The 1,602-nt window shown below is 43.7% G+C and carries 3 protein-coding genes and 1 pseudogene; all 4 read right to left on the minus strand.

Annotation, left to right across the window (positions count from 1 at the left end; genetic code table 11):
• A pseudogene (locus STRDD04_RS11405) lies at nt 1–222 on the minus strand (NUDIX hydrolase); the annotation flags it as partial.
• 78 nt (nt 223–300) lie between these two features.
• On the minus strand, nt 301–573 hold the full coding sequence (locus tag STRDD04_RS03760; protein WP_037617049.1) for a PspC domain-containing protein: 273 nt from the start codon (nt 571–573) through the stop codon (nt 301–303).
• A 93-nt stretch (nt 574–666) separates the two neighbouring features.
• The gene (locus STRDD04_RS03765) at nt 667–1,125 is read right to left on the minus strand and encodes a SprT family protein (protein WP_062199456.1); all 459 of its coding nucleotides are present in this window, start codon (nt 1,123–1,125) and stop codon (nt 667–669) included.
• Nucleotides 1,112–1,602, minus strand: a 491-nt coding sequence (locus STRDD04_RS03770; RefSeq protein WP_156469047.1) for a S1 RNA-binding domain-containing protein, incomplete at its 5' end; no start/stop codon positions are given. The genes STRDD04_RS03765 and STRDD04_RS03770, both read right to left, overlap by 14 nt.

The raw sequence follows: 1,602 nt of genomic DNA on the forward strand, positions 1-1,602 counted from the left end.
ACTGCTTTCATGAGCTAGGACACTCCCTCCCGCACCAAACTCATAATAGCCGGGATATAAAGGCTTGCTGGCAGAACGGCGCATAACGAGAATATCTCCATCTTCATGGCGAACCAAGACATTGACACAAAGATGAAACTGACCTTTAGGAACAGGCTCTCCTCTGACTAAAAGATAAGGCAGTATATTTCGATTGAAGTCATAAGCATTCCAAACTTCCATTGCAACTCCTTTTGGCAATATAGCCATTAAACCACAGAAAAGTCAGTCCACTAAATGAACTGACTTTTAAATCAACATTTACCAAAACCAACCATCATTGTCGTTGATAGGTTCAGCTTCTTTTATCTTGCGAGGGCCGGTCCCGTACATTTCTTCTTCCAGATCTTCCTTATAGGGCATAACCATGGCCAGCAAGACATAAATCAAAATCCCCAAACCAAAATTCACAACTGTAAAGATGATAAACAGGAAACGCAGCAAGCCAAGATCAAAGTTGAATTTATCGGCCAGTCCCGACAAAACCCCTGAAATCACTCGGTTTCTTCTTAATTTATAAAATTTAGTTTTCATGATGACGACCTCAACTCTCATTCTTTCCTTCATTTTATCATAGCAAAAGGACAAAAAAATCAGCCCAGAGGCTGATTCTGCATCTATCAGTTTTTAGTTCGCACAGTCTCCGTTCAATTTCTCTTTTAAGAATGCCAACCTGCCCATACAGCGACCGCAACGGTATTTCTGAAGATTTACTCTACGTCTGCGACGGATAAGTACTCCGCAACTCAAGCATTCGTAGATGAGAAAGGTTTGCGAGTCGGACAAGGATGGAGCATAGCGTAGACCATCCACCTGCTTGAGTAATTCTTTAAAGTCTCTATCTCCATGACGGTAACCTTTGCCTTGATAATAGAGGTGATAGTGGACCAACTCATGGCGGACAATTTTTCGAAAGGTCTCTAGCCCAAAAGTTTCATAGATTTTCGGATTGAAATCCAGATGGCCATCTTTGGGAAAGAAGCGTCCGCCTGTAGTGCGGAGACGCTTGTTCCAAAAAGCTTGGTGGCGAAATTCCCAGCCGAAATCTTCCAGCGAAACCTGCCTGACGTAGTTAGTTAGATTCATTTGGTGCTATCAGAGAGAGGTTGACCTTCTCCCGCTCCACATCTAGCTTATCCACCCAGACAGTGACCAGATCACCGACTGATAAGACTTGACTAGGATGTTTAATGAAGTTTTTACTGATTTTAGAAATATGGATAAGGCCATCTTCGTGGATGCCGATATCCACAAAGGCTCCGAAATCGACGACATTGCGGACGACGCCTTCCAATTTTTGACCGATGCGCAGATCCTTGATATCTAAGACATCCTGCCGCAGAACTGGTGCGTCAAAGGAATCTCGCAAATCTCTGCCAGGCTTGAGCAAATCAGCAATAATATCTTTGAGGGTTTCTTCTCCCAAGCCTAGCTCTGCAGCCAAACTAGCAGTCTCCACTGCTTTTAATTTGGCTTGGGCTGCTTCATCCAAACTGCTAATTTCAAGACGCTTAAAGAGCTCCTCCACTGCCTTATAGGACTCTGGGTGAACGCCTGTATTAT

The organism is Streptococcus sp. DD04 (assembly GCF_001578725.1).
Classification (GTDB): Bacteria; Bacillota; Bacilli; order Lactobacillales; family Streptococcaceae; genus Streptococcus; species Streptococcus sinensis.

What these genes read in the sequence shown, in the direction of transcription:
- STRDD04_RS03765 (WP_062199456.1), bottom strand. Translation starts at nt 1,125, where the DNA reads ATGAATCTAACTAACTACGTCAGGCAGGTTTCGCTGGAAGATTTCGGC.
- STRDD04_RS03760 (WP_037617049.1), bottom strand. Translation starts at nt 573, where the DNA reads ATGAAAACTAAATTTTATAAATTAAGAAGAAACCGAGTGATTTCAGGG.